The sequence below is a fragment of the Paraburkholderia mimosarum LMG 23256 = NBRC 106338 genome, assembly GCF_000739815.1.
Classification (GTDB): Bacteria; Pseudomonadota; Gammaproteobacteria; order Burkholderiales; family Burkholderiaceae; genus Paraburkholderia; species Paraburkholderia mimosarum.
The window spans coordinates 186,990-212,101 of the sequence record NZ_BBJJ01000005.1 but is presented as its reverse complement, the minus strand read 5'-3'; the positions used below and the strand labels follow the sequence as shown (position 1 = coordinate 212,101).

The window sequence follows — 25,112 nt, the reverse complement described above, 5'->3', positions numbered from 1 at the left end:
CGCGTCCATCACGGCCGGACAGAATCACGAGAGTATCGCGCCATCCCTGACCTCCGGGTATCCTTGCGGTACACCGTCGGCCGCCCCTGCTGACCACAATAGACAAACTATATGCAACGTCATCGACGGTTTCGATTAGCGTTTTCCCGGTAAGCTACGACCATATAGTCATGCTATTTATAGGTCTTTCTCACTAAGTGGGCAGAGCCATGAACACCCGTAAGCCCAAGCTTCGCTCGGCCGCGTGGTTCGGCACCGTGGACAAAAACGGCTTCATGTACCGAAGCTGGATGAAGAATCAGGGGATTCCCGATCACGAGTTCGTCGGCAAGCCGATTATCGGCATTTGCAATACGTGGTCCGAATTGACGCCATGCAACGCGCATTTTCGCAAGCTCGCGGAACACGTGAAGCGAGGCGTATTCGAGGCGGGCGGCTTTCCGGTCGAGTTTCCGGTTTTCTCGAACGGGGAATCGAACTTGCGGCCCACGGCGATGTTCACGCGCAACCTCGCTTCCATGGATGTTGAGGAATCCATAAGAGGCAACCCCGTCGATGCCGTGGTGCTGCTGGTGGGATGCGACAAGACCACGCCCGCGCTGCTGATGGGGGCGGCGAGCTGCGACGTGCCGGCCATCGCCGTGACGGGCGGCCCGATGCTCAACGGCAAGCACGAAGGCCATGACATCGGCTCGGGCACGGTTGTGTGGCAACTGAGCGAGCAGGTGAAGGCGGGCAAGATCTCGATGCACGAGTTCATGTCGGCGGAGTCGGGCATGTCGCGCTCGGCGGGCACGTGCAACACCATGGGCACGGCTTCGACCATGGCCTGCATGGCCGAGGCGCTGGGCGTCACGCTGCCGCACAACGCGGCGATTCCCGCTGTGGATGCACGCCGCTACGTGCTCGCGCATATGTCGGGTATGCGCATCGTGGAAATGGCGCTCGAAGATTTGCGCCTCTCGAAGCTCCTCACGCGCGCGGCGTTCGAGAACGCGATTCGCACGAATGCGGCCATCGGCGGGTCGACCAATGCGGCGATACACCTGAAGGCGATCGCGGGGCGCATTGGCGTGCCGCTCGAACTCGACGACTGGACGCGCATCGGGCGCGGCACACCCACCATCGTCGATCTGCAGCCGTCGGGCCGCTTTTTGATGGAGGAGTTTTATTACGCGGGCGGCTTGCCGGCCGTGCTGCGGCGCCTCGGCGAAGCGAACCTGCTGCCGCATCCCGATGCGCTCACCGCCAACGGCAAGACGCTCTGGGAGAACGTGCGCGAAGCGCCCATTCACAACGCCGAGGTGATCCGTCCGCTCGACAATCCGCTCGTAAAAGACGGCGCGCTCTGTGTGCTGCGCGGCAATCTCGCGCCGAACGGCGCGGTGTTGAAGCCTTCGGCGGCGACGCAGAAGCTGCTCAGGCATCGTGGACCGGCCGTCGTGTTCGAGAATTTCGACGATTACAAGGCCCGCATTGCCGACCCCCATCTCGACGTCAAGCCCGATTCGGTGCTGGTCATGAAGAACTGCGGACCCAAGGGTTATCCTGGCATGGCCGAGGTGGGCAACATGGGCCTGCCGCCCAAGCTGCTCGCGCAGGGGGTGACCGACATGGTGCGTGTGTCGGACGCACGCATGAGCGGCACGGCGTACGGCACGGTGGTGCTGCATGTCGCTCCCGAGGCGCGGGCGGGTGGCCCACTCGCGATCGTGCGCGACGGCGACTGGATCGAGCTGGACTGCGAAAAGGGTACGCTGCGTGTGGATATCAGCGACGAGGTGATCATCGCGAGGCTCGACGAATGGGCCGCGAAACAGCAGCCGATAGCGGCAGATCGCAGCGGCTATCGCAAGCTCTATGTCGAGCACGTGCTGCAGGCGGACGAGGGATGCGACTTCGATTTCCTGGTGGGCTGCCGCGGCTCGGATGTGCCGAGTCATTCGCATTGAGACCGGGCGGTGACGCCTGCGTTGCGTCAGGAGCATTTGATTCGACATCCGAATAGAATGCGCCTGACGTATCGATTCCTGTCCCTCACGCCACCTTGGGCATGCGTTCATCGGCGCGCAGACATCCGAGACCCATGAGCGTCGCCTCCATGGCTTCGTCGAGCGGCGTATGGGGCTCGCGGCCGAGCGTCGCCACGAGCCGCGCATTGTCGAGCTGCAACGGCTCGCGCCACAAGTAGCGCATTTCCATCATTTCGCGCAGCGTCGTGACAAACGGCGAGACGGCGCGCACGATCGCCCAGGGAAACGGCTTGCGTTGCGGCTCTAATCCGTGACGCCTCGCCACGCGGCAAATCGCATCGACGATCTGCGTGCCATCGGCGTCCCAGTGCCCGGCCATGTGGAACGTCGCGAACGCGGGCAGCGAGTCGCGCCGCGCGATCAGTTCGAGCATCGTGCGCGCGACGTCGGGCACGTACGACCATGCATGGCCTACGCCGCGTGCGCTGGGCTGGCGCACGACCCGCACCGGCGCGCCCGCCTTGACGAGGCCTTGCGCCAACCAGCTATTGCCCACGTGCGGTCCGAAAAAGTCGCCCGCGCGCACGACGATCGACTGCACGCCACGTTCGCTCGCGGCCTGCATGCGCCGCTCCAGTTCCACACGAATCGCACCCTTGCGCGTGAGCGGTTGCTGCGGCGAATCCTCGCGCAGCAGCGGGAACGCATCGGGCCCGTAGTTATAGACCGTGCCGGGCAGCACGACGGTCGCGCCCACGGCGGCTGCGGCGGCGAGGGTGTTGTCGATCATGGGCAGCACGACTTGCGCCCAGCGCCGGTAGCCGGGCGGGTTGACGGCATGCACGATCACCGTGCAGCCCTGCGCCGCGCGGACCACCGCTTCGCGTGAGAGCACATCGCCGTCGAGCCATTCGATGCCGCTCGCCGCCAGAGCCGCACTCGCGCCGGGCTCGGGCGCACCGCCGCGCCGCAGCGCGCGGACTTGCCAGCCGGCATCGCGCAACTGGCGCGCCACTTCGCCGCCAATCCCGCCGCTTGCGCCAAGCACGAGGACACGGTTCTGGGGATTCAGGGGGACGGCGATCATGCGGGTTCTCCTTGCGAGTGAGGTGTCATGCAGGCCATTCTGCGCCGCTTACGGCCAATAAAAAATCCCCTAAGGAAGGCGAGCGGCTATACATTTATGTATGGCGTCGGACTGGACGCCTGCCAGCCATACACGGGTAGTGCAGACCCGGTGATAACCACGAGACCAGAAACGATGGATGACGCTCGAAAGATGCCTGTCACGGCCGGAAACGAACCGAATTGGGAGTGGTACCGAAGTTTTCTGCGGGTCGTCGAGACCGGCTCGCTGTCGGCAGCAGGACGCTCGCTCGGTCTCACGCAGCCGACTATCGGACGCCACATCGAAAGCCTCGAAACCGCGCTGGGGCTCAAGCTCTTTACGCGCTCGTTCGATGGGTTTTCGCCGACCGACGCTGCCCATGAATTGAGGCCATATGCCGAGAGCCTTTCTGCGACCACTGCCGCGTTGCGCCGGGTGGCGAGCGGTCATGGATCGGGCGTCCGGGGCACGGTACGGCTCACGGCGAGCGAGATCGTCGGCGTCGAGGTTCTGCCGCCGATACTAGCCGCACTGCGCAACGACCATCCGGAACTGACCATCGAACTTGTGCTGTCGAACAAGGCGGACGATCTGTTGCGGCGCGAAGCGGACATTGCGGTGCGCATGTTTCGTCCCGTCCAGGAGGCGCTGGTGGCGAAGCGCATCGGTGGGATCGAAGTCGGTCTGCACGCTCACGAAAACTATCTGGCCCGCCATGGTGTGCCGAAATCGATGAGCGAGTTGTCTCGCCACGCGCTCATCGGCTTCGATGTGGAAACCGAATTCATTCGCTCCGTCCAGAAAAAGAACAAAGCGCTGACGCGAGAGAACTTTGCATTCCGGGCGGATAGCGACCTCGCTCAATTGAGCGCCATACGCGCGGGATTCGGTATTGGCGCGTGCCAGGCGGCCCTGGCGGCGCGAGATTCGAAGCTGGTTAGGGTGCTGCCGAAAGCCTTTTCACTGACGTTGGACACGTGGGTCGCCATGCACGAAGATTTGCGCGGGAGCGCTCGCTGCGCGGTGACATTCGCTGCGCTGGCCAAAGGCCTGAGAACGTATATGAACGGATGAGCGAGCCGGGTTATCCGAACAAGCGCACCCATGCCGTCCGTATGCGGCGCGCGCGGTCCTCGAACAGGTAGGACGCAGCGAGCGCGAACAGGCCCGAGATGACACCGGTCGCGATGTGTTCGAGCGCATGAAAGCGATAGTGGCTCGTGTGCGAGTAGGCATCGCCTATCGCGGTCAGGGAACCGACGAGCAGGGCGTTGCCATAGCGATTCGCGTACCACCTCGCCGCCGGCGTGAAGGTCAGCAGCAAGGCCAGCACGCCGGTGAGCAGCCCGGTCTTGAACGCGATCGCCCAGTGGGCAACGCTCATGACGTTGCCCCAGCTCCCCGGCATACAGGTCATGCACGCGCTGGTGGGTTGCCAGAAACGCTGGATGAACAGTCTGAAGCGGCGTTTCCATTCGCTTCCCATGGCGTACTCCACAATGTCCGGTGGGCGATCCCGCCGAAATCATACATCGCGAGCGCAAGGTGGCGCGGAGCCTGACGCGCGCTCCCGAGCGTGCGGCGCTTTTTGGGAAAGGCGATATTTGACTGATGAATGCCTGCTGGCGCGCGTCAATGCTTCAAATAACGGTGCGCCAGGGCTTCGTAAAGCGGCGGCGCGAACAGCTTCGATATCTGGCTCGACACGAGCGCCGTCGCCATCAGCGAAATCACCAGCGCGTGCCCGTCGATCATTTCAATGACGATGACAAAGGCCGTGATCGGGCTTTGCGTGACGGCGGCGAGATAGCCGACCATGCCGAGCGCAATGAGCATCGGCAATTGCATCTGCCCGAACACCATGTGCAAAGCGTTGCCGATCCCCGCGCCGATCGCGAGGGACGGCGCAAAGATGCCGCCGGGCGTGCCCGGCAGATACGAGCCCACCATCGACGCCATTTTCAGCACCGGATAGACGGCGCCGAGGTGCGAACGGCCTTCGAGCATGTTGCGCGCTTCGGCATAGCCGCTGCCGAACAGGTGGCCGCCGCTCGCCACGCCGATTACGGCGATGAACAAGCCGCACACCGCACCGAACGCCACGGGACGCTCCCTTCGGAGTGCGAATAACTGTGCGGGCATCCATCGCCCGGTGTTGAGCAGAAGCCAGCAGAACACGCCGCCCGCAAGGCCCGTGATCAGGCCGACCAGTACGACCGCGACGGCGAGGAGATCAGGCAGTTTGCCAGCGATGGCTATCCTGCCGAAGTAGACATAGTTGCCTTGCAGCCCCAGCGAGACGACGCCTGCAAAGATGATCGCCGTGATGACGACGCCACTGGTTTTTGCCTCGAAGCTGCGCGTGAGCTCCTCGATCGCGAAGACGACGCCGGCGAGCGGCGCATTGAACGCCGCGGACAGGCCAGCGGCCGCGCCCGCGAGCGCGAGCTTGTATTCGAGGCCGACGCTGTAAATGCTGCGCAGCCGCGATGGGTAAAAGCGCCGCAGGCTGAACATCAACGCGGCGCCCACATGGATCGTCGGTCCTTCGCGGCCGATCGTGAATCCGCCGAGGATGGCGAGGAACGACAAGGCGATCTTGCCGATCAGGATGCGCAGCGTGAGCAGCCGTGGTCCGAGTTCGCGCACGTCGTCCAGCGTTGCAATGACCTGCGGGATGCCGCTGCCTTCCGACCCGGGAAACCAATGGAGCGTGGCCCACACGCTGAACGCGGCGATCGCCGGCGTGATGAGGAGCGGCAACCACCAGTTGTGGGCGGTCGCCTGCAAAAAGACGTCGAAGCCGTAGTCGATGAGCCGGGCGTAGAGGACCGCCACGAGCCCGGTGGCGATTGCGCCGAGCCAGAACACGCCGAAGTACATCCAGCGCCGTTGGCTGCGTTGAAGCGTGCGGCGGTCGATGAATCTGAGAAATCGCATGGAGGCGCCGGGAAAATGCCATTTAAGGCACATTGTGACATAAACCGCATCGACCGCCGGCGCAGGGGCCACCTGCCTGGTTGGGCGGGCGTTAGCTGTTAGTTTCCTCGAACACCCAGCCAAATGCGCCATAAATCGCTTTGTGTTCGGCCGCGAGTTCGAGCAGAAACTTTTCGCCCCGCGGCGTGAGATGCACTTGCACCTGGCGCCGGTCGGCGGGATCGGGCTTGCGCGTCACGAGCCCCGCCGATTCGCAGCGCGAAACGAGCGCCGCCGTGCCGTTCGGTGCCGCCTGCAACCGCTCGGCGAGTTCGCCGACGGTCGCCCATTGCCGGTCGGGAAAGCCGCATACGTGCAGCAGCAACTGATATTGAAGCGTCGTGATGCCGGCCGCGTTGGCGATTTCCTCGGAAGCCCGCAGGAACTTGCGCAGGTCGTACCGGAATGTCGACATGGCTTCGAGGTCGCGCTTTTCCGCAAGTGTAAGTCTGGTTGATTTGCCCGAATTCATGTGCCGTTCCCGATGCATTGCCCGCCATGCCGCAACGTTCGTTGCCGGGCGAGGCGCTTGCGCGGCAGCGGGACTTTAGCGGCAGGCCCGTGGCCGAAGAGGTTATCACGCAGATGGCTGGCGGCATCCGTCGCGCGCTTGACGGGCTTTCACATCGCCACGACGAGACGGCGCACAGGGGCAGGCTGGCTATCGTGACTAGCCATAACGGGGCAGGACACGCAGCATGCGGGAATGTCGGCGCATGGCGTTCCCGCAATGGACGATGAAGGGCGGGTCGCGACCCTGTGCATCGTCTTGCGGTCGGAAGAAGGGTAATAGCCGGTCGCGCAGCGTAAGCTGAACTCAAACGCCCCCTTCTTCGAGGGGGGCGTTGATTCCAGCAGCTATCCAGCAGTTATCCAGCAACTACCGCGGACTTCCCGGCTGGACGGCGCGCCGACTAGTGTCCATGCGCCTCGCGCAACCCGGCGTCTTTTTGAAGTCGCCGAGCGCGGGTGCCGACATGGAGCCCTGCCGAAACGACAAACAGGACGCCGGCGAAAGGCCAGATATAGATGGCGAGGGAGAAGGACAGCCAGCACGCATCCTGCGGGGGATACGTCCCTAGCGCCCACAAGAGGCAGGCAACTGGCAACATCAGCAGGCACAGCGCCGACCAATTCAGAAAAGCGGCGGCCCTTGCTTTCTTGAGCGTCTCAGTTTGCATGCCGGGCTCCATAGGGAATGGCATGGGACATAGAGTCGCACGCCGGGCATCGCGCGAATACTTGGTGAAATCCCTGGCGCACCTCGGGCCGATGCGAGCGGCACGCAATGGCATGCACGCCGCATGAGGCGCGGGCGTGCGCCACCGGCTGTAAGTCCACCGTCAAGTTGCCGTAAACGGTCCTCGCCACAAGCCGTCGCCTTGCGCGTGCGCCGGTCAGAACACCTAACGACAGATCGCGCTACGATGCGAAACATCGCGCGAGCCAAGGCTTGCGACATGTCCGGCAACGAATTCGCCCGGCGTGCACAGGGAAGGCGCCATGCTTTCCGATGGCGGACCGGCGTATCGGGAAGAGACACGGCGGACGAGACGAGATGGACAAGACGAGGCTGACATGAACGTATCGGCATCCCCCGGTGTTGCAGTGCCAGGCAATGCGCTTCCGGCCATTTGCGACATTTCGGTCACCAACGTCTGCAACGCGGCTTGCGACTTCTGCGGCTTTGCCCGCGACAAGAAACTCGTGGGGCCAAGACGCTACCTGGACCGCGAAGCGTTTGCACGCGCGTTGCCGATATTGCGGCGAAGGCATATCAAGTACGTCACGTTTCAGGGCGGCGAGCCGCTCTTGCATCCGCATATCGTCGAACTCGTCGAATCGGCCACGCAGGCCGGCATGGTATGCAGCCTCATCTCCAACGGCTGGTTTCTCACCCGGCATATCGAGGCGCTCGCGCGCGCGGGGCTCAAGCGTCTGCTCGTGTCGATCGACAGCCACAGCATGCTCGAGCATGAACTCAATCGCGGACTGAACGGGCTCGAGCGGCGTATCACCGAAGGCGTTACGGCCGCACGCGCGCACGGTATTCCCACCTGTGCCACGGTCACGGTCAGCCGCCTGGTCCGGTATGACGCGCTACCGGAAACGCTCGCGAGACTCGGATTCGACGCCGTCGCGTTTTCCTATCCGCGGCGCGAGCCGTTCGGATCGACATCGCTCGTCTACGACGAAGCGTCGACGCTGGTCGATCTCGACAAGGATGAAATAGTCGATGCATTGCACGCGATTGCCGGTATGAAGCGTCATTTTCGCGTGGTCGATCCCGCCGGCGCGCTGGCCGAGGTCGAGCGATTCGTGCGCGGCGAAGAACAGCGCGTACCGTGCATCGGCGGGCGAAAGTACTTCTATATCGACTGGAATCTCGACATCTGGCGCTGCGAGGCGTGGTCGGCGCCCATGGGTTCGGTATTCGACCTCGATCGCATGCCTGACGAGACGCAACCCTGCTACGCCTGCATGATGGCCTGCTATCGGCATGGGAGTGTGCTGATGCATGGAGCGATCGCCGCAGCCGACGCATACGAGGCTGTCAAGCACGGCCATGTGGGGGCGGCGGTGAGCGCGCTGCGTCAGCGCGGTGTGATGTACTCCTTATGGTCTCTCTCGACCGAGGCGCTGCCCAGACAGGTTTTCAGACGCAAGCCGAGAACCATTGCCCCCGCCTCCAAATAGGCAGGGAACTTTGGCTCACCAAGCCTGATCGGCGAATCGCGGTCCCTGGCGGCCGCTCGCGGCGCAACCAGGCGTCAAAGTTGCGGATCGAGCAACGCAATAGCGCGTTCCAGCAGCTTTTCGACGAGCGGGCGGCTGCGCCAGGCGTCGAACGTGATGCGTTTCGCGTGTTTCAGGTCGCTGTCGAAAATCGCCGTCTGCCGGCGCGCGAAATCGCGGTCGTAGATGTTGAGATTGGCTTCGTCGTTGAGCTTGAACGAGCGGCTATCGAAGTTGGTCGAGCCGACCGACACCAGATACTCGTCCACGATAATCACTTTGCAGTGGAACATCGTCGGCTGATATTCGTATATCTCGACACCGGCCGCGAGCAGGTCGCCCCAGCATGCGCGCGATGCCTCGCGCACGGTGTGGGTGTCGATCCGCTTGCCGGGCGTGATGATGCGCACCTTCACGCCGCGCTTCGCGGCCTCGACGATCGCGTTGATCGTCAGCTTGTCCGGCACGAAGTACGCGCTCGACAAGTCGATGGAGCAGGTCGCAGCGGTGATCGCCATGAGGTACATCAGCTCCATGTCGTCGCTGCCGCCCGAGGGCGAACTGCTGAACATGTGCGCGAGCCCGTTGCCGACCGGGTCGATCGCCGGAAAATACTGCGGGCCGTGCAGTACGTTCCCCGTCGATTTGACCCAGTTGTCCATGAACACCGCCTGCATCTGGCCGACCACCGGTCCTTCCACGCGAAAGTGCGTGTCACGCCAGTGTTTCTCGTCCTGCGCATGGCCGGTCCATTCTTCGGCGATGCCCACACCGCCCGTGAAGCCGATGTGCCCGTCGATCACCAGCAGCTTGCGGTGCGTGCGGTCGTTCAGGCGGCCGAGACCCGTCCAGTGCGGCTTGTGATACAGGACGATTTCCGCGCCCGCCTCGCGCAGCATCTGCAGATAGCGCTTGTCCATTTTCGACGAGCCGACCCAGTCGAGCAGCACATGCACCGCGATACCCGCGCGCGCCTTGTCGGAGAGCGCATGCGCGATTTCCTCGCCGATCGCGCCGGACCAGTAAATGAAGGTTTCGAAGGTGATCGTGCGCTGCGCCGAGCGAATGCCCTGCAGCATCGACGGGAAGATCTCGTCGCCATTCACGAGCACTTCGAAGCGGTTGCCCCCGATGACGGGCGGCCCGAGCAGCAGCCCCATCGAGCGGGTGAACTGGGGATCGTCGCTTGCATACAGCCGTTCGATCTTGTGCTCGATCTTCTTCTCGCCGCTCGTCAGGTTGGCGATCACGAATACGACGACGAGCGTCACCGCGATAGTCGCGACAATCAGGGCAATCGTCGGCATGCATGGGCCTCGCGTTGGCGAACATGAGTCCGGAACCGCAAGTGTACGTGCGTTCCGGGCAAGCCGTTCGCCCTGCGTGAGACGATTGCCGCACGCCCGATCGACGAGGGTTGACCATTCCTCGTCGATGTGATCGTTGGATCAGAAGTTGCTGAAGAAGCCGCGCGCCGCGACCATGCAGAAAGGCGCGACGATGTCGCCGTGATAGGCCTCGAGCACGGCGGAAAAGCCGTTATCCGTTGCGCCGGCCTGAACAGCCTGCGCGGCGACCGCGGCCCTGGCCTCTGCGAAGCCGGCCTTGACCGCGGCAAACGGGTCGTTCACGCCCGGAGCCGAATCGACGTCGAGGACGTTCGTCAGGCCCGGCGCGACGTGGGCGTTTTTCCAGTATGCCTGCTCGATCTGCGCATTGAAGAAGAACACCGTCGGATCGAGATGGCCGCCGCAGAGAAGCACCGGCGCGCGCGGCACCCAGTTGCGCAGATCGTTGCGCCTGAACGCCTGGCGCAGCGGCTGGGCCGGACTCGCAGCCGGCGCCATCGCGGCGGTCGGCGAGGGATATGCGCCATCCGGATTGACGATCTGGTCGTCGAGGATGCTCAGTCGATACGCGTTACGCACGAGATTCGACGTGCCGAATCCCGATGCGAATAGCGGCGTCAACTCGGGGGGCGCAAGCGGCGGCGCAGCGGGCGGCGTGAGCGAAGCGAACTGGGGCGCGGGCGGCACGCTGCTGAAAAGCTGCGTGGAGGGCAGTTTGCCTTCGGCGAACAGCGCATCCATCGACGTGACGCTCGGCAACAGGTTCTCGATGCCCGGCGCATAGGCCGCCTCGAAAAAGTCGCCCGGCTGACGATAGATGTTCCCATACGCATGCTGGTAACTCATGGTCGCCAGCACCGTAAAGATCGTGGAGCCGAGGTCGACTTCTCCCTGAACGAGGGCGTCGGCCATTGCGCCGAGCGCATAGGGCCCCGAGCCGGGTGCGGACGCCGTGACGTTGATGCCGGCCGCCTGCAATGCGCGGTGCGTGGCGAGCGCCACGTAGCCGCCTTGCGAATAACCGGTCACGAACAGCTTGCCGTTTTCCCGGGTCTTGTTGCCCGGGCCCGGAAGGGCCATCGCGAGCCGCGCCGCGCGCAGTGAATCGATCACGTCGGCCGATTGCTGGTCGCCGTTCAGATAGGGGTGATACGGCAACGGTGAACCCGAATAGCCGGCATAGTTGCTCGCCACCACGATATAGCCTTGCGCCGCGTAGATCGCGGCCACGGCGATGCCTTCGCCCGCGCCGTCGCCGTTGTTCGGATCCGTCTGGGTGATGTCGGCGATGTTGTAGTTGCGATAGGTCGTCGTTCCGTGCGCGTACAGCATGAGGGGGCGCCCACCCGTGCACGCTGCCCGGCCCCCCGGGATCATGAGCGCTGCGCTCGATATCGTGGGTTCGCCCGCGCCACCTGTCGTGCGGTAACGAAAGTAGCGGATTTCGACGTCGCAGCGCGGCGTGCCGGCAACCTGGAGCAACTGTTGGCCGCTCGCGCTGCTGCCCAGCAGTTTCGTGAAATCGCTCGCGCCCAGCCGCAGGGTCGTGCTCTGCTCGACCAGCTGACCGCGGTAAAGGCAGCTCGCACCGCCGCAGGTCGAATCCGCCTGCACGATCACGCTTGCGCTCGACAAAGAGAAAGTCAGCAGTGCCAAACCCGCATTTCGCATCGCTCGTTGCATCTCACACTCCGTTCTTGTTGGTCTTCGGAAAATGGGGCTGCCTTCCAGAGTCCATGGAGTATAGGTAAACGAAAATGCCGGCTGTCAAATCGTTGTGGTGGCAATCTTCCGATGAAACGTCCGATGAGAACGTGGCGTAGCGTTGATCGGTGTGAACAATGATGGAGCGCGCCACCAAGTGGGAAGAGCCGAGCCCGAGGCGCGCTCTGGCTATCAGGAAGCCGGCGCGGCCACTTCGATGGTTGGCTCGCAAGTAATCGGAAACTTCACCGAGTTCGCGACGTAGCACTGATCGTGCGCCGCGTGATGCAACCGCTCGGCGAGGCTGCGGTCGTCGCTCGCGCGGATCGTCACGCGAGGGCGCAATACGATCTTCGTGAAGGCGCCGTGTTGCGCTGTATCGGCCATCGTGCCTTCTGCGTTGTCCTCGTAGGCGAGCACCGCGATGCCGGCATCGGCGCACAGGTGCAGATACCAGAGCTTGTGGCATGCCGCGGCCGAAGCCACGAGCAGGTCCTCGGGATTCCAGCGCGCGGCGTCGCCGCGAAAGGCCGGGTCCGCCGAGCCGGGAATATCGGGTTTGCCGCTCGCGCGGATGACGTGATCGCGGCCATACTCGCGATAGCCCGAGGTGCCGCTGCCGCGATTGCCCGTCCATTGAACCGAAACGCGGTAGGTGTGCTCGCCGTGCGCCATGTTGTCTCTCCACTAGATCGAACTTCGGGGCGCTCATTATGACAGCGTGATTCGGCAACGCGTATCGCCCTGTTTTTTACGACATTTTTTCTTGTGGCGCTTGCGGCCCAACTCTAGACTGCGTGCATCGAAACGACTGGAGGCGCCATGTCGACCTCGCGTGCAACCCAGCGCATGGATGAGCGGACTACCTTCGTTCAGCCCGGAATCGGCCGGCTCGCGCTGCGGCGCTTCGATCCGCGCCACGATTCCTGGGAGGCGCTCACGCGTTTGCTGCATCGCGCGTTTGCACGCCTCGCGTCGCTCGGGTTGCACTGTTTCTGCGCGCCGATCAGGCCGCGAGCATGACACGCGAGCGCGCGCTGGCGGGCGACTGTTTCGTCGCCGTGTGCAACGGCAGGATCGTCGGTACGTTGACGGTTGAAGGGCACGACAGCAGTTCGCATTGCGAATATTATCGCCAGCGCAGCGTTGCTTCGGTCCATCAATTCGATATTGAGCCAAAATGGCAGAGCCGCGGCATCGGCCGCGCGTTGCTCGCGTTCGCGGGGCATTGGGCGGCTGCGCGCGGCTACACGCAAATCGCACTCGACACGCCGTTTGCCGCCGATCACCTCGTTGCGTTCTATCGCGCGCAAGGCTTCAGTCTCGTCGATGTCGTGCGCTTTGCGGGTCGGGGCTACGATAGCGCCGTGTTCGGCAAGGCAGCGGCGGTGCGCGGCGGGCTGGCGCCTGCGCATCTGCCCGGCGAGACATCGCGCGCGGTGTCGTACAGTCCGCACGCATGAACGAGCACGAGACTCACGCCTTTTGCATCGGTGCGGCTTCGCGCTCCAGATAGTGCAGAAATTCGTCGGGGGGCATGGCCTTCGCATAGCGCCAGCCCTGCGCGTACTGCACGCCGCGCTCGCGTAGATAGTGCGCTTGCGCCTCGGTCTCCACGCCCTCGGCAACGATCGCGAGGCCGAGGCTGCGCGCCATTTCGATGATGTGCGGGACGATCTTGTTCAGTTCCTCACCATCCGGGAGCGGGCCGATGAACGACCGCTCGATCTTGATGCCGTCCACCGGCAGTTCGTGCAGATACGAAAGACTCGAATAGCCGGTGCCGAAATCGTCGATGAACACGCGGTGCCCGGCCGTGCGAAACGCCTCGAGAACCGGTGCCGAAATGGCCGTGTCCATGAGCGCGCGCTCGATCGCTTCGAACCAGATCTGCTCGGGACGCACCGCATATTTCGCAAGTGCGGCGTTCAGCGTGTCGAGCACGCGCATGCCGCCCAGGTCGTCGCCCGCAAGATTGATCGAGACGTGCAGATCGGGGCGCCGGGCGAGCAGCGCGCCCACGCCTTCGAACACGGAGCGCACGATCTCATCGGTAACGGGTTGGATGAGCCCGAGCGATTCAGCCATCGGAACGAACGTGTCTGGCGTGACGAAGGTGCCGTCTTCGAGCTTCCAGCGTGCCAACGCCTCGGCGCCGACGCAGCGGCCGCTTTCGAGCGAGACGATCGGCTGCAGCCAGGCCACGAACTGGCGCCGCCGGACGCCCTCCAGGATTGCGTGGCGCGGCGTGCGCAGCTTGTGGCCCCAGCGCAGCACGAGCCACGTGCCGAGCGCACTCAGGACGAGCGCCCACGGAAGAGCAGTCCGGAGTTGTGCGAACAGGTTGGCGCGCAAGCGGTCCTCGGGCTCATAGGCCACCACGGCGATGGGAAAGCGCTGCGAGCGCACGGCGATGTAATAGCGTCCGTCGAAATACAGGCTGGCGGCTTGGCGCTGCAGCGCCGCGCGCGCGAGTCCTGCGTCGGCGTGCGGTGAGCGCGAGATGACGACGCCGTCCTGCGTTTCGAGCACGGCGAGCGCGATGGTGTCGTCGAGCGGCACGATGTCGAGGTAGAAGCGCGGGTCGATTACGACGACGTGATTGCCGAGGCGCACGTTGAGCATGCGTTGCTCGTTGCCACGCTGACCGCCCTCGGTTTGCCACGCGGTGACGTCCTGTCCATAGGTCCATTCTGGCGGCGGCAATACGACGTCGACGTTGCCGCGCTGCGCGGTGCAGCGCAGGCGGACACCGTCCGTCCAGCCGACCTCGCGTATGTACCGAAACTGTTCCTCGGCTTCGCGCAGAGCCTGCAGATGCTCGTTCGAGCACGGCGTGCCGTCGTACGGCTCCAGATGGCGCAGGGCCTCCACGACTTCGGCGGTCACCTGGTCGGCGCGCAGCAGCGCGCGGCTCGAAAAGGCGTCGATCTGCTGGCGGAGCTGGCGTTCGGAAGCAGCGTTGGACACGTACAGGGCCCCCGTGAGCGTGGCCAGGACGGCGAAGGACACGGCGCAGAATGTCGTCAGGGCGGTGAGTCGGGGGCTCATGGCGTACGGTCGGGCTCCGGCGGCGCGAACGAAGGCGCAGGTCGACGGCGTGCGTCAGGTGCCCTTCGCCGATCGTCGTTGCCGATGGTAGCGTCTTTCGCGGCCCGGCGACGCGCTGCTGTCCGGGCGTGAGCGCGCAAGCGAAACGCTCGCCGGGTTTGCGCGCATGCCCGGCGCATGAGGGTGCCCGGCTATTGCACGGGCGCAGATCCGGGTGCCGTCGAGCGCTCTCAATCAGGATCAAGCGGCATCAATCAGTATCAAGCGCGCGCCGCATCGATTGGGAATCCTCTGCAAGAACCCGATCGCGGTGGTTCAGCGCGCATCGCGAGGGGGGCTTTGGGAGGAATTTTTTGCCGCAACAGCAATTAGCGGCGATAATCGGCAAATTCGGTTCGATTGGCGCGTAATTTTGATGCATCGCGCATTGGGTGGCGAAATATCACCCCGTATCGGACATCGGGCGCACGGGGAAGCTGCACGAAACGCGCCGCACCAACAGGTCGGTAAGAACAAGAACCCACGCGACAGACTATGTATTCGATCCTGCCTGCGTTCGTTTCCGCATTATTTCTCGGATTCGGCGTCTACGTGCTTCTGACCGAGGGCTTCACGCGCCTCTCGGTGCCGTTCGCCTTGATGTGCGCAACCACGTTCTTCTGGCAGGGCACGTGGGCCTTTCTGTTCCAGACTTCCGACCCGGAACTCTCCAGTGTGCTGGTGAAGGTCGGTTACTTCTTCATCCTCTTTCTGCCCACGACGTTCTATCACTTCGTGACCGAAGTGAGCGCCCGGCGCGGCGAACGCGCGTGGCTCATCGGCTCCTGGGTGCTGAGCGCACTGCTTGCGGCGCTATTGCTCCTGAGCGACGCCGTGGTGGACGGCTATGGCACGTTCTTCTTCGGCAAGTATCCGAAGGCGGGTGCGCTGCATCCCGTGCACGTCGTGCAAACGGTGCTGCTCGCGTGCCGCAGCGCATGGCTGCTTTTCTTCGCACGCCGGCAGTCGCAGGCGCACGATCGTCGCAAGCTGCTCGATCTGTGCGTTTTCAGCCTCGGCTTGTACGCGCTGGCGGCCACCGATTACGCCGTGAACTACGGGCTCGCGTTCTATCCCGTGGGCGCCGTGTTCATCGCCATCAGCCTCGGCATACTCGCGGTCACGATCGTGCGTTACGGCCTCATGCGGCCGTACCTGATCGCGGCCACCGTGGCGCACGAGGTCGCCACACCGCTCGCGGCCATCGGCATGCACGCGGAAGAAATCGGCAACGTGCTCCCCGAACTCATGCGCGGCTACCAGTTGGCCGTGCAGCATCAGTTGTGCGTGGATGGGCTGTACCCGGGGCAGTCGGAGCGGCTTTCCTCGCTTGCCACCTCGATCCGCCGCCAGGTGGACAGCACGAGCACCGTGGTCGAGATGTCGCTGGCCTCGTTCACGCTCGACCGGCTCGACCGCCGCAGCTTCGAGACCTACCCGGTGCGCTCCTGCGTGAACGCCGCGCTCGAGCGCTTTCCGTTTCGTGCCGGCGAACGCGATATGGTGCGGGTTGCGCCTATCGACGCGCAACTGAGCTTTTCGGGCTCGGATTCGCTCGTGGTGTTCGTGCTCTTCAACCTGCTCAAGAACGCGCTCTTCGCGATCCAGGCGGAGATCGCCGAACGAGGCGACAAGGCGAGCGCCTACGAAGGCCGCGTTGAGATTGCCGCGACGAGCGAATCGGGTTGGTGCGTGCTGCGCTTTTCCGATAACGGCTGTGGCATTCCCGCCGATATTCTGCCGCGCGTTTTCGATCCGTTCTATTCGACCAAGTCGCACGGGCGCGGCACCGGCATGGGTCTCACGTTTTGCCGCCGCGTGGCCGAGGCGCTGGGCGGCACGATCGCCTGCGAGTCGGAGCCGCACGTTCACACGACCTTCACGATCCGGCTGCCCGAGCCCGGCACGAGCGCCGACCGCGCGCTGCACGATGCGCCGGCGAAGCCCCGCCGCTGGCCGGCGGGGCAGGACTTTGCAGGCTAGTTCATCCAGCCGGATTCAGTCCGCCTTTCGAACCGCCCGGTTGCAATTGCTTAGTTCGAACCCGATGGCAGGATCAGCTCGTACTCTTTCACGCGCTCGACGATGCCGGGCGGAAAGCGGCGAATGCGCTTGTCGGTGCCGGCAAAGAGAATCTGCTGATAACCGAGCGAAACGGGCCGCCCGTCCACGCAAAAGCGGAACACGAGATACGCCGAGCACTGACGCACCTGGAAGGTGTTCATGTAGCAATCCACGCGCTGAAACGGAAACGTCTCCTGCACGTATTCCTGGTGCGCGCGTTTGGTGACGAACACGCCGCCGGCCGCGAGCAGATTGTTGTGGATGCACTCATGAAACCAGCGCTCGCGGCAGATGCCCTGCCACTCGAAATAGCGGGCGAAATACGTGTTCATGAAGGCGTTCGAGTCCTTCAGGTAGATATCGATGACGTGGTGGAACGTTTTGGTCGGCGTGGCTTCCATGATTTCGTCGGAGAATCCGGCGGTGCCACGGGAAAGGACGGCGGGAATGGATTCGCGTGCGTACATCAGTATGACTCCAGATAGGGGCTGCAAGCGGCAGCCGCGCATGGCTCCCCGAAAAGGGAGGCATGCGCCATTCTCTTCGTGTTCTTCTTTGATCAATATCGTGCCCCTCACATACGTAAGTGCGTTCATGCTCGCTGGGTGCGATAACGTTTGCGCAAACGGGTTTCGCACGGCGAACGGTTGCATCGGGTTGCTGTGCAAAGGCGTCACACCGCATAATCGCCAGGGTTGACTTGCGGCACGGCACTTGCCGCATGAAGTGCAGCGCGCTTAACCGAGATCGAGCATGAGTTCCATCGTCAGACAGCCGGTTTATCATCCCGTCTCCGTCGTTTTCCTCGACGACAGTGCGGATTTTCTCTACGCGCTGCGCGGGCTGTTTCCCGGAGCCGGCACGGACCGCTATTTCACGAGCGCGCACGAGGCGCTAGCTTTCGTCGCTTCGCACGAGGCCCGGCAGCGTGCGCGCAATCCCGCGTCGGGGCCCGCATGGTCCGAGTTCGAGAAGAAAGGCGGCAACGCCCTTGGCGAGGATGTAATGGCCGACACGGCGCGCTTTGAGGATATCGCCGCGCTCGTGGTGGACTATGAAATGCCCGCGATGACCGGCATCGAATTTCTCGCTGCGGCGCGGGACCTGGCGTGTACGCGCATCCTGCTCACGGCCACGGCCGACGAATCGCACGCGGTGGAGGCGTTCAACGCGGGGCTCATCGACTTCTACGTGAAGAAGACGGATCCCGCCATGACGCGCAAGCTGCGCGGCGCCATCGACGACGCCAAGCGCAAATTCTGCGCGCGGCGCGGCCATATCGGCGTGCATGGGGTGGGTGCGGTCTACGCGAACCGGCGCGCGGCCGACGTGCTGCACGAACTCGCGCAGCGCGAGCGCATTGTCGAATACTACTGGCGGCCCGAGCAGAACGCCGTGCTGACCTTCGACGCCGAAGGCAACGCCGGCGTGTTCCTCGCGTGGGACAGCCGCGACTGGTCGGCGCAATGCGATGTCGTGACCGACGAAGGCGGCCCCGCTGCGCTGCGCGAAGCAATGGCGGCGCGGCGCGTCATGCCCGTGTACTGGCCGCACGAGGCGTATCGTCCCGGCATGTCGCAGTTGGCGTTCGCGACGCCGCAGCCGGTGCCGGGACTCGACGACACGCATACGAGCTGGACCCGTATCGACGATGCGCGGCTCGCGCCGGAGCTGACGACGTTCGCGGCGTGGCGCGCGGCGCAGGGCGCGGACCGAAGCCGCTTCTAGAACGTTTCCCAGTCAGCGGTGTGGTTCGATGCCATCGCCACGGGCTTCGCTGCGGCTGCCGCGGGCGTTGCCGCTACCGTTGCCGTTGCACCATTCGTGGCGTTGCGCGCCGGCGCGCTTCGGGCCGGCTTGGCCGTAGCTGCCGGACGCTTGAGCGGCGCGCTCACCACTGCCGGTCCGCCAGCGCTGGAACGCGCGGCACGCGCACTCTCAAAAGGCGCCGCCATCGATGCATCATGCGCCGCGACCCGGAACACCGTCACGACATCGCGCAGCCCGTCCGATTGCGCGGCCATTGACTGCGCCGCGGCCGAGGCTTCCTCCACGAGCGCCGCGTTCTGCTGCGTCACTTCGTCCATCTGCGCGACGGCGCGGTTCACCTGCTCGATGCCGGTGTGCTGTTCCTCGGAAGCCGCCGCGATTTCGCCCATCAGGTCGGCCACGCGGCGCGCCGACATCACCACCTCGTCGATCGTCTTGCCCGCTTCGTCGACGAGCTTCGTGCCTTGCGCCACCTGCGCCACCGACTGCCCGATCAAGTCCTTGATCTCCTTGGCAGCCGTCGCGCTGCGCTGCGCGAGGCTGCGCACTTCGCCCGCCACGACCGCGAAGCCGCGGCCCTGGTCGCCGGCGCGCGCGGCCTCCACGGCGGCGTTGAGCGCGAGAATATTCGTCTGGAACGCAATACCGTCGATCACGCCGATGATCTGCTCCACGCGCTGCGAGCTGCTCGAGATCTCGTTCATCGTCTCGACCACGCGGCGTACGACCTCGCCGCCGCGCGCCGCGACTTCCGATGCGTTGACGGCCAGCGTGTTGCCCTGGCGCGCATTGTCGGTGTTGTGTTTGACCGTGGTCGTGAGTTCTTCGATGCTGGCGGCCGTTTCCTCGAGCGAGGCGGCCTGCTCCTCGGTGCGCGAGGAAAGATCCATGTTGCCCGCCGCGATTTCCTTCGCGCCCGTCGTGATCGATTCCGCCGATGTCTGAATGCGCTGCACGGTCTCGACGAGCCGGCGCTGCATCTGGTGCATCGAATGGAGCAGGCTGTGCTGGTCGCCGGTCGCGAGATCCACGCGCGCCGTGAGATCGCCTTCGGCAATGCGCTGGCAGATGGCCGATGCATATTCCGGCTCGCCGCCCAGGCTGCGGCGGATCGTGCGAATGAGCCACATGAGGCCGAGCGTCACCGCCGCGCCGATCACCGTCACGAGCACGAGGTTGCTGATCAGCGCGCTGCGGAAGGCGTCGTCGATATCGTCGGTATAGATGCCGGTGAACAGGTGCCAGTCCCAGTCCGGCACGAAGGTGGAATACGTGATCTTTTCCACCGGCGCGCTCTTGCCGGGCTTGGGCCACAAGTAGCTGGCGTAGCCGTCGCCGCCCGAGGAAGAACTCTTGACGATCTCGACGGCGACGTGGGTGCCGCGCGGATCGGTCGTGTTCGCCTGGCTCTTGCCTTCCATCTCTGGCTTGGGCGGCACGAGCAGCGCGACTGCGTTGCTGTCGTAGATGCCGAAGTAGCCGCTGTTGTCGTCGCCGTAGCGCATGCTGCGCAAGGTGGCGATGGCGAGGCGTTTGGCGTCGTCGGCGCTCACGTGGCCGGCGGCCGCTTCCTTCTGGTAGTACGAGACCACGCCCATTGCCGTTTGCGTTTCCTGCTCGACCAACTGCTTGCGGTCGGTGAGCATGCCCGAGCGCGTGATGAAGGCGTTGGCCACCACCAGCACGACGAGCGCGACCCACAGGAGCGCGACGATGCTCCAGGCTTTCTGATTCAACGTTGTTCGCTTCACGGTCGTTCTTCTCCAGCCGTTCTCTGTTGTTGTTCCTGGCGGTGCGCTGCTGCAGCGCCACCGTCTTTAACGGATGGTTCGGGAAGAAACTAAAGGTTTGCTTAAACGTTCTGTGATTCCGGCCTGGATTTCGATGCCGAACCTTGCGTTTGCCTTACTTGCGAGGCGCCGCCGTCGAAGCCCGCACGACTAGCCGCGGCGCCGAAACCACACATACCCGCGAGGCCGCACCCGCGGCCGAATGCGGCGCTTCGACCAGCTCCGTGAGCAGTTCGACAGCCCGCTCCGCTGCCTCGACCGTTGCGACCGCAACGGTCGTGAGCGCGGGCCGCGATTCGCGCGCAAGTTGAATGTCGGTGATCCCGACCACGGAAAGATCGCGCGGTACGTTGAGCCCGAGATCGGCGGCGGCCTGCATCGCGCCGAGCGCGGGCAGATCATTGGTCGCGAAGAGGGCAGTGAGATCGGGATGCCGCGCAAGCAGCTCGCTCGCGGCCGCGTAGCCGCCCTGGGTGGTATCCGGCGCATGGCGCACGGGCGCGCCTGCGCCGTCGAGCCCGGCAGCCTGCAGGGCCGCGACGAAGCCTTCATGGCGCGCCGCGTGAATGCCGGAGACCTTGCTGCCGACGATCGCGCCCATGCGCCTGTGCCCGAGCGTCAGCAGATGCTGCGCGGCAAGCTCGCCCGCAAGGCGAAAATCCACGGCGACGCAGGGCAGGCCGGGCGGATCGAGCGGGCGCTCCCACATGCACAGCACCACGGGCGCGCCGCGCCGCATGGTGGCGCGCAAATCGGAAAAATCGAGGTTCGCGTTCATCACGAGCACGCCCGCTGAAAGCGTGCCCGCGATCTGTTCGAGGTAAGCACGGCCCTTTTGCGGGTCGCCGTCGGTGTTGCAGATGATGAGGAAGCGCCCGCTGCGCCGCAGCGCATTCTCCACGGCGAGCGCGAACTCCGGGTAGAACGGGTTCGCGATGCTCGACACCATGAGCGCGATGGTCGGCGGCCGCCCCTCGGCGAGCGCGCGGGCCGAGAGGTGGGGGCGATAGCCGAGCGCCTCGACCGCTTCGAGCACCCGTTGGCGCGTAGCCTCGCCCACGCGCCCGCGCTCGCGCAAGACGTTCGAGACAGTGGCGGGCGTGACGCCGGCGCGGCGCGCGACTTCGTTCAGGGTCGCCATGTAATCTCAGAATATGGGAAGGTCATTCAACATTTGCATGATCGTCACGCCCACTGCAACATTGCCCCGACAATCAAAACGATTACCGGAGACAAGCCAGCCAGGATCGCTACGGCGATCGCTTTTTTAAGGCTGCTGATTAAGCGCTTAATCTCCGTGTCGTGCTGATTAGAACATGGAGACGGGACGATGGCGAGCATTTCGTTACGCGGCGTTCAGAAGGCATACGGCGAGAACGCGCCGGTGATTCGCAACGTCGATCTTGAGATCGGCAGAAACGAGTTCTGTGTATTCCTCGGCCCTTCGGGCTGCGGCAAGTCCACGCTGCTGCGCATGATCGCGGGCCTCGAAGACGTGACCGATGGCGACATCTCCATTGGCGGCACGCTCGTGAACGATGTGCCCGCCGCGCAGCGCGGCGTAGCCATGGTGTTTCAGAGCTACGCGCTGTTCCCGCACATGACCGTGTACGAGAACATGGCGTTCGGCCTCAAGCTCGCAAAGACGCCGAAGGCCGAGATCGATCGCAAGGTGCGCGAGGCCGCGCGCATTCTTCAGCTCGAAGCGCTGCTCGAGCGTCATCCCAAGGCGCTTTCGGGCGGACAGCGCCAGCGCGTGGCGATTGGCCGCGCGATCGTGCGCGAGCCCGGCGTGTTCCTGTTCGACGAACCGCTTTCCAATCTCGACGCCACCTTGCGTGGCCAGACCCGCATCGAGATCGCCCGCCTGCATCGCCAGTTCGAGCAGGCGAGCGTGGTGTACGTGACGCACGACCAGATCGAGGCGATGACGCTCGCCGACAAGATCGTCCTGCTGCACAGCGGTAAGGACACCGAACGACATGGGAGCATCGCGCAGGTGGGCGCGCCGCTCGACCTCTATCACCGTCCGGCGAGCCGTTTCGTGGCGGGCTTCATCGGTTCCCCGCGCATGAACTTCCTGCCGGCGCGCGTGGCCGCCATCGAGACGAACGGCGTGAGCGTGACGCTCGACCCAAGCGGCGAAACGGTGCGGCTGCCGGTGCAGGGCGCGCGGCTTGCTGTGGGTGCGCCGGTTACCTTCGGCGTGCGCCCCGAGCATCTGGAACTCGCGGAGGGTGACGCCCCATCGAGGGCATCGAAGGATCATCAGGATACCTTGACGATTGCGCGCGCCGTCACGCTGGTCGAGGAGCTGGGCGAGCACAGCTACGTGCACCTCGATCAGCCGGGGGGAGCCGTGCTCGTCGCCAAGGCCCCCGGTGACGCGCGCCTGCAAAGCGGCAACACCGTGCGGTTCCGTGCGAGCGCGAACGCCTGCCATCTCTTCGCGGAGGACGGCTTTGCCGTCGCGCCGCTCGCCACCATCGATCAAACCGCATGAGAACAGAATGAGAGCTGCGAACGAGGGGACAGGAATGCGTCTTGGAGTCTGTTACTACCCGGAACACTGGCCGGAGGCCATGTGGAAAGACGACGCCGCGCGCATGAAGGCGCTCGGCATCGCGCAGGTGCGCATCGGCGAGTTCGCGTGGAGCCGCATCGAACCCTCGCCCGGCGAATTCGACTGGGGCTGGCTGGACCGCGCGATCGACACGCTCGGCGCGGCAGGCCTGCAAGTGGTCATGTGCACGCCCACGGCCACGCCGCCCAAGTGGCTGATCGACCAGCATCCCGACATCCTGCCCGTAGGCGCCGATGGCCGCGTGCGCGGGTTCGGTTCGCGGCGGCACTACGATTTTTCGTCGCCGGCGTATTTCGAGGCCTCGCGCCGCATTTGCGAGGCGGTCGCCGCGCGCTACGGCCAGCATCCCGCTGTCGCGTACTGGCAGACGGACAACGAGTACGGCTGCCATCAAACGGTGGTCAGCTATTCGCCGGCGGCCGTACGGCGCTTTCGCGAATGGCTCGCGGCGCGCTACGGCAGCATCGAGGCGCTCAACACCGCGTGGGGCACCGTATTCTGGAGCATGGAGTACCGCAGCTTCGACGAGATCGACGCACCCGTGGGCACCGTGACCGAAGCGCATCCTTCGCACCGGCTCGACTACCAGCGTTTTGCTTCCCACGAACTGCAGCGCTACAACCGCATGCAGGTGGACATTTTGCGCGCACATGCGCCGGGCCGGCCCATCGCGCACAACTTCATGCAGCTCTTCATGGAGTTCGATCACTACAAGGTCGCCGCCGATCTCGACGTCGCGGCCTGGGACAGCTATCCGCTCGGCGCACTCGACCAGCAGTGGTTCGCGCCCGACGTGAAGGCGCGCTATCTGCGCACGGGCCACCCGGATTTCGCCTCGTTCAATCATGACGTGTATCGCGGCATGTCGAAGCTGCCGTTCTGGGTCATGGAGCAGCAGCCTGGTCCCGTGAACTGGGCGCAGTGGAACCCCGCGCCGCTGCCGGGGATGGTGCGCCTATGGAGCTGGGAGGCTTTCGCGCATGGCGCGGGCTGCGTGTCGTATTTTCGCTGGCGCCAGGCGCCGTTCGCGCAGGAGCAGATGCACGCGGGCCTGAATACGCCCGATAACCGGCCTGATCTCGCCAGCGCGGAGGCCGCGCGCGTGGCCGGGGAAATCGAGGCGGTGCTCGCGGCGGCAAAGGCGGACCGCGACTTCGACGTGAAGACACCCGTTGCGCTCGTATTCGACTACGAGGCCAAGTGGCTCTTCGAGATCCATCCGCAAGGCGCGGATTTCCACTATCCGCGCTTTGCTGTGGAGTACTACTCGGCGCTGCGCTCGCTGGGCTTCGACGTCGATATCGTGCCGGTGCATGCGCCGCTCGACGGCTACCGGCTCATCGTCGTGCCGCCGCTGCCCATCGTGCCCGACGACTTCGCGCAGCGTCTCGCGGCGTCGGGCGCACAGATCGTAATCGGGCCGCGCACGGGCTCGAAGACCATCGATCTGCAGATTCCGGCCAACCTGCCGCCGGGGCCGCTCGCGGCGCTGCTGCCGCTGCGCGTGTGGCGCGTGGAGTCGCTGCGGCCGGACATCAGCGAGCCGGTGAAGTTCGATGGGGCTGCCGCGCAGGAAGGCCATGCGCGCCATTGGCGTGACCTGATCGAACTGGGTGGCTCAGTGACGAACGCGGGCGAAAACGAATGGGCCGTGCCGGAGGTTCGCGCGACGTTCGGCGACGGGCATCCCGCTTATGTGAAGAGCGGGGCGGTCCATTACCTCGCGAGCCTGTTCGACGACGCGACCACGCAGGCCGTTTTTGCGGGCGCCGCGCGCGAAGCCGGCCTCGTGCCGCAGCCGCTTGGCGACGCGATACGCGTGAGCCGGCGCGGCGGCTTCACGTGGGTATTCAACTACGGGCCGGGCACGCACACGCTATCTGCGGACATTCCCGACGAGGCATTCGTGATCGGCTCGCGTACGATAGAAGCGCAGGGCGTGAGCGCTTACCGCTCGTCGTGAAC

At 64.6% G+C, this 25,112-nt stretch carries 19 protein-coding genes and 1 pseudogene; 8 read left to right on the top strand and 12 right to left on the bottom strand.

The features are described from left to right. Positions 1-209 precede the first annotated feature (209 nt). A complete protein-coding gene (locus tag BMI01S_RS06080) occupies positions 210-1,952 on the top strand; it encodes an IlvD/Edd family dehydratase (RefSeq protein WP_028211271.1) in 1,743 nt (580 codons plus the stop codon). A gap of 85 nt (positions 1,953-2,037) precedes the next feature. Here the strand turns inward: BMI01S_RS06080 and BMI01S_RS06075 are convergent, their stop codons facing one another. After that, the gene (locus BMI01S_RS06075) at positions 2,038-3,060 is read right to left on the bottom strand and encodes an NAD-dependent epimerase/dehydratase family protein (protein ID WP_028230202.1); all 1,023 of its coding nucleotides are present in this window, start codon (positions 3,058-3,060) and stop codon (positions 2,038-2,040) included. Positions 3,061-3,252: 192 nt separating this feature from the next. Here BMI01S_RS06075 and BMI01S_RS06070 point away from each other — a divergent pair, with 192 nt between their 5' ends. Beyond that, positions 3,253-4,155 (top strand): LysR family transcriptional regulator, encoded by a 903-nt coding sequence (locus BMI01S_RS06070; RefSeq protein ID WP_028230203.1) that lies wholly within the window; start codon positions 3,253-3,255, stop codon positions 4,153-4,155. Positions 4,156-4,165: 10 nt separating this feature from the next. On the opposite strand, the gene BMI01S_RS06065 is transcribed toward BMI01S_RS06070, so the two are convergent. The 4 genes from BMI01S_RS06065 to BMI01S_RS06050 form a co-directional block, all read right to left on the bottom strand. Further along, positions 4,166-4,567, bottom strand: a complete 402-nt coding sequence (locus tag BMI01S_RS06065) for a hypothetical protein (RefSeq protein ID WP_028211274.1) — start codon at positions 4,565-4,567, stop codon at positions 4,166-4,168. A gap of 146 nt (positions 4,568-4,713) precedes the next feature. Next, entirely contained in the window at positions 4,714-6,021 is a 1,308-nt protein-coding gene (locus BMI01S_RS06060; protein ID WP_028230204.1) for a chloride channel protein, read from the bottom strand. A gap of 91 nt (positions 6,022-6,112) precedes the next feature. Continuing rightward, positions 6,113-6,532, bottom strand: coding sequence for a MarR family winged helix-turn-helix transcriptional regulator (locus tag BMI01S_RS06055; protein WP_028211276.1), 420 nt, complete (start codon positions 6,530-6,532; stop codon positions 6,113-6,115). A 442-nt stretch (positions 6,533-6,974) separates the two neighbouring features. Next, complete coding sequence (locus tag BMI01S_RS06050; protein ID WP_028230205.1) at positions 6,975-7,241, bottom strand: hypothetical protein; 267 nt, start codon at positions 7,239-7,241, stop codon at positions 6,975-6,977. Between the two features lie 397 nt (positions 7,242-7,638). Between BMI01S_RS06050 and BMI01S_RS06045 the strand changes: the two genes are divergently transcribed. Further along, on the top strand, positions 7,639-8,757 hold the full coding sequence (locus tag BMI01S_RS06045; RefSeq protein ID WP_051381304.1) for a radical SAM protein: 1,119 nt from the start codon (positions 7,639-7,641) through the stop codon (positions 8,755-8,757). Between the two features lie 74 nt (positions 8,758-8,831). On the opposite strand, the gene cls is transcribed toward BMI01S_RS06045, so the two are convergent. From cls to BMI01S_RS06030, 3 genes are all read right to left on the bottom strand, one after another. Beyond that, positions 8,832-10,103, bottom strand: a complete 1,272-nt coding sequence (cls, locus tag BMI01S_RS06040; protein WP_028230206.1) for a cardiolipin synthase — start codon at positions 10,101-10,103, stop codon at positions 8,832-8,834. A gap of 141 nt (positions 10,104-10,244) precedes the next feature. Beyond that, positions 10,245-11,828 (bottom strand): alpha/beta hydrolase family protein, encoded by a 1,584-nt coding sequence (locus BMI01S_RS06035; protein ID WP_028230207.1) that lies wholly within the window; start codon positions 11,826-11,828, stop codon positions 10,245-10,247. Between the two features lie 213 nt (positions 11,829-12,041). Beyond that, a complete protein-coding gene (locus BMI01S_RS06030; RefSeq protein WP_028211280.1) occupies positions 12,042-12,524 on the bottom strand; it encodes an OsmC family protein in 483 nt (160 codons plus the stop codon). A gap of 174 nt (positions 12,525-12,698) precedes the next feature. On the opposite strand from BMI01S_RS06030, the pseudogene BMI01S_RS06025 reads away from it, so the two are divergent. Continuing rightward, positions 12,699-13,312 (top strand): annotated as a pseudogene (locus BMI01S_RS06025) (GNAT family N-acetyltransferase). A 13-nt stretch (positions 13,313-13,325) separates the two neighbouring features. On the opposite strand, the gene BMI01S_RS06020 reads toward BMI01S_RS06025, so the two are convergent. Next, on the bottom strand, positions 13,326-14,861 hold the full coding sequence (locus BMI01S_RS06020) for an EAL domain-containing protein (protein WP_169745483.1): 1,536 nt from the start codon (positions 14,859-14,861) through the stop codon (positions 13,326-13,328). Between the two features lie 573 nt (positions 14,862-15,434). On the opposite strand from BMI01S_RS06020, the gene BMI01S_RS06015 reads away from it, so the two are divergent. Continuing rightward, on the top strand, positions 15,435-16,922 hold the full coding sequence (locus BMI01S_RS06015) for a sensor histidine kinase (RefSeq protein WP_028230209.1): 1,488 nt from the start codon (positions 15,435-15,437) through the stop codon (positions 16,920-16,922). 50 nt (positions 16,923-16,972) lie between these two features. On the opposite strand, the gene BMI01S_RS06010 is transcribed toward BMI01S_RS06015, so the two are convergent. Continuing rightward, on the bottom strand, positions 16,973-17,470 hold the full coding sequence (locus BMI01S_RS06010) for an acyl-CoA thioesterase (RefSeq protein WP_028211283.1): 498 nt from the start codon (positions 17,468-17,470) through the stop codon (positions 16,973-16,975). Between the two features lie 286 nt (positions 17,471-17,756). On the opposite strand from BMI01S_RS06010, the gene BMI01S_RS06005 reads away from it, so the two are divergent. Further along, complete coding sequence (locus BMI01S_RS06005; RefSeq protein WP_028211284.1) at positions 17,757-18,731, top strand: response regulator; 975 nt, start codon at positions 17,757-17,759, stop codon at positions 18,729-18,731. On the opposite strand, the gene BMI01S_RS06000 is transcribed toward BMI01S_RS06005, so the two are convergent. Further along, positions 18,728-20,524 (bottom strand): methyl-accepting chemotaxis protein, encoded by a 1,797-nt coding sequence (locus tag BMI01S_RS06000; protein ID WP_028230210.1) that lies wholly within the window; start codon positions 20,522-20,524, stop codon positions 18,728-18,730. The genes BMI01S_RS06005 and BMI01S_RS06000 overlap by 4 nt on opposite strands. 154 nt (positions 20,525-20,678) lie before the next feature. Further along, complete coding sequence (locus tag BMI01S_RS05995; RefSeq protein ID WP_028230211.1) at positions 20,679-21,704, bottom strand: LacI family DNA-binding transcriptional regulator; 1,026 nt, start codon at positions 21,702-21,704, stop codon at positions 20,679-20,681. Positions 21,705-21,893: 189 nt separating this feature from the next. On the opposite strand from BMI01S_RS05995, the gene BMI01S_RS05990 reads away from it, so the two are divergent. Together BMI01S_RS05990 and BMI01S_RS05985 are read left to right on the top strand one after the other, a co-directional pair. After that, positions 21,894-23,066, top strand: a complete 1,173-nt coding sequence (locus BMI01S_RS05990; protein ID WP_028230212.1) for an ABC transporter ATP-binding protein — start codon at positions 21,894-21,896, stop codon at positions 23,064-23,066. Between the two features lie 34 nt (positions 23,067-23,100). Then, positions 23,101-25,110, top strand: coding sequence for a beta-galactosidase (locus tag BMI01S_RS05985; RefSeq protein ID WP_028230213.1), 2,010 nt, complete (start codon positions 23,101-23,103; stop codon positions 25,108-25,110). The last annotated feature ends 2 nt before the right edge of the window (positions 25,111-25,112 follow it).

What these genes read in the sequence shown, in the direction of transcription:
- BMI01S_RS06080 (WP_028211271.1), top strand. Translation starts at nt 210, where the DNA reads ATGAACACCCGTAAGCCCAAGCTTCGCTCGGCCGCGTGGTTCGGCACC.
- BMI01S_RS06075 (WP_028230202.1), bottom strand. Translation starts at nt 3,060, where the DNA reads ATGATCGCCGTCCCCCTGAATCCCCAGAACCGTGTCCTCGTGCTTGGC.
- BMI01S_RS06070 (WP_028230203.1), top strand. Translation starts at nt 3,253, where the DNA reads ATGCCTGTCACGGCCGGAAACGAACCGAATTGGGAGTGGTACCGAAGT.
- BMI01S_RS06065 (WP_028211274.1), bottom strand. Translation starts at nt 4,567, where the DNA reads ATGGGAAGCGAATGGAAACGCCGCTTCAGACTGTTCATCCAGCGTTTC.
- BMI01S_RS06060 (WP_028230204.1), bottom strand. Translation starts at nt 6,021, where the DNA reads ATGCGATTTCTCAGATTCATCGACCGCCGCACGCTTCAACGCAGCCAA.
- BMI01S_RS06055 (WP_028211276.1), bottom strand. Translation starts at nt 6,532, where the DNA reads ATGAATTCGGGCAAATCAACCAGACTTACACTTGCGGAAAAGCGCGAC.
- BMI01S_RS06050 (WP_028230205.1), bottom strand. Translation starts at nt 7,241, where the DNA reads ATGCAAACTGAGACGCTCAAGAAAGCAAGGGCCGCCGCTTTTCTGAAT.
- BMI01S_RS06045 (WP_051381304.1), top strand. Translation starts at nt 7,639, where the DNA reads ATGAACGTATCGGCATCCCCCGGTGTTGCAGTGCCAGGCAATGCGCTT.
- cls (WP_028230206.1), bottom strand. Translation starts at nt 10,103, where the DNA reads ATGCCGACGATTGCCCTGATTGTCGCGACTATCGCGGTGACGCTCGTC.
- BMI01S_RS06035 (WP_028230207.1), bottom strand. Translation starts at nt 11,828, where the DNA reads ATGCAACGAGCGATGCGAAATGCGGGTTTGGCACTGCTGACTTTCTCT.
- BMI01S_RS06030 (WP_028211280.1), bottom strand. Translation starts at nt 12,524, where the DNA reads ATGGCGCACGGCGAGCACACCTACCGCGTTTCGGTTCAATGGACGGGC.
- BMI01S_RS06015 (WP_028230209.1), top strand. Translation starts at nt 15,435, where the DNA reads ATGTATTCGATCCTGCCTGCGTTCGTTTCCGCATTATTTCTCGGATTC.
- BMI01S_RS06010 (WP_028211283.1), bottom strand. Translation starts at nt 17,470, where the DNA reads ATGTACGCACGCGAATCCATTCCCGCCGTCCTTTCCCGTGGCACCGCC.
- BMI01S_RS06005 (WP_028211284.1), top strand. Translation starts at nt 17,757, where the DNA reads ATGAGTTCCATCGTCAGACAGCCGGTTTATCATCCCGTCTCCGTCGTT.
- BMI01S_RS05995 (WP_028230211.1), bottom strand. Translation starts at nt 21,704, where the DNA reads ATGGCGACCCTGAACGAAGTCGCGCGCCGCGCCGGCGTCACGCCCGCC.
- BMI01S_RS05990 (WP_028230212.1), top strand. Translation starts at nt 21,894, where the DNA reads ATGGCGAGCATTTCGTTACGCGGCGTTCAGAAGGCATACGGCGAGAAC.
- BMI01S_RS05985 (WP_028230213.1), top strand. Translation starts at nt 23,101, where the DNA reads ATGCGTCTTGGAGTCTGTTACTACCCGGAACACTGGCCGGAGGCCATG.